General features: G+C 64.8%; 1 protein-coding gene. It reads left to right on the plus strand.

Going from position 1 to position 1,428, the window contains the following annotated elements; genetic code table 11:
* The first annotated feature begins 130 nt into the window (after positions 1–130).
* The gene (locus AC6EXY_RS33255) at positions 131–1,372 is read left to right on the plus strand and encodes an IS256 family transposase (RefSeq protein WP_499819023.1); all 1,242 of its coding nucleotides are present in this window, start codon (positions 131–133) and stop codon (positions 1,370–1,372) included.
* Positions 1,373–1,428: the final 56 nt, after the last annotated feature.

Consider the following 1,428-nt stretch of genomic DNA (forward strand, 5'->3'; position numbering starts at 1 on the left):
AGTGGCGTCCAGCCGAGTGGTGTACGAAGAGCAACGATCTAGCGACTCGCCGGAGTGGCGGTCCGTGACGTAGAGCGACCACCGCGTGATCCTTCGAGAACGTGTGAAGCACTCGAGAAGGAGCAACGCGATGGCCGTGCGTCCGACTGTGACCGACGTGGAGTCGTTCGGCAAGGAGCTGATGGCTGCGAGTCCGGACCTGCTGGGCTCGATGGTGAAGGCGTTCGCACAGAGTTTGATGGGCGCCGAGGTGGAAGGGATCTGTAACGCCGAGTACGGGGAGGTATCTCCGGAAAGAACGAACCGTCGGAATGGTTATCGTATGCGTGAGTGGGACACCCGGGCGGGGACGATCGAGCTGGCGATCCCGAAACTGCGTTCGGGCTCGTATTTCCCGGAATGGCTGCTGACCCGGCGTCGCCGCGCCGAGCAGGCGCTGATCTCGGTGGTCGCCACCTCGTATCTGCTCGGAGTTTCGACGAGGAGGGTCGACAAGCTTGTCGAACAGCTCGGGGTCGCCCACATCTCGAAATCTCAGGTATCGGAGCTGGCGAAACATCTCGACACCCAGGTCGAGGCGTTCCGCTCGCGTCCCCTGGACGCCGGGCCGTACCGGTTCGTCCAGGCGGACGCGTTGACGATGAAGGTCCGCGAGGACGGCCGGGTGGTCAACGTCCACTGCCTGCTCGCCGTCGGGGTCAACGGCGACGGGCACCGCGAGATCCTCGGCCTGGAGGTCGTGTCCAGCGAGGACGGCGCCGGCTGGCTGGCGTTCTTCCGGGGCCTGGTCGCCCGCGGCCTGTCCGGTGTGCGCCTCGTGACCTCCGACGCGCACCGTGGCCTGATCAACGCGATCGCGGCGACTCTGCCGGGCGCCTCCTGGCAGAGATGTCGGACGCATTACCTGCGGGACCTGCTCACATTCACACCAAAGTCGTCGCAGCCCTGGGTCGCCACCCTGGTGAGAACAATATTCGATCAGGCGGACGCAAACGAGGTCACCGTCCAGTTCGACCGGGTCGTCGACGCGCTCACCGAGAAACTACCCAAAGCCGCCCTGCACCTGTCCGACGCGAAAGCCGACCTGCTCGCCTTCACCACCTACCCGCGGGAGATCTGGAAGCAGATCTGGTCGTCGAACCCGCAGGAACGCCTGAACAAGGAGATCCGCCGGCGCACCGACGTCGTCGGCATCTTCCCCGACCGCGACGCCATCATACGACTCGTCGGCGCCGTCCTCGCCGAACAACACGACGAGTGGATCGAAACCCACCGCTACTTCGGGCTGGAAATCCTCGCGAAAGTCGACGCGGGAAACACGCCACCCGACACACCCGAGATCAGCGTGACACCCGAAGCCCTCACCGCATAACCTGAACCCAGATCACGCGGAGTCACTCTCCGTACACCACCCCCGTGGACGTGACC

It is taken from the genome of Frankia sp. RB5, from assembly GCF_059816245.1.

Coding starts and splice junctions, on each gene's coding strand:
- AC6EXY_RS33255 (WP_499819023.1), top strand. CDS start 131: ATGGCCGTGCGTCCGACTGTGACCGACGTGGAGTCGTTCGGCAAGGAG.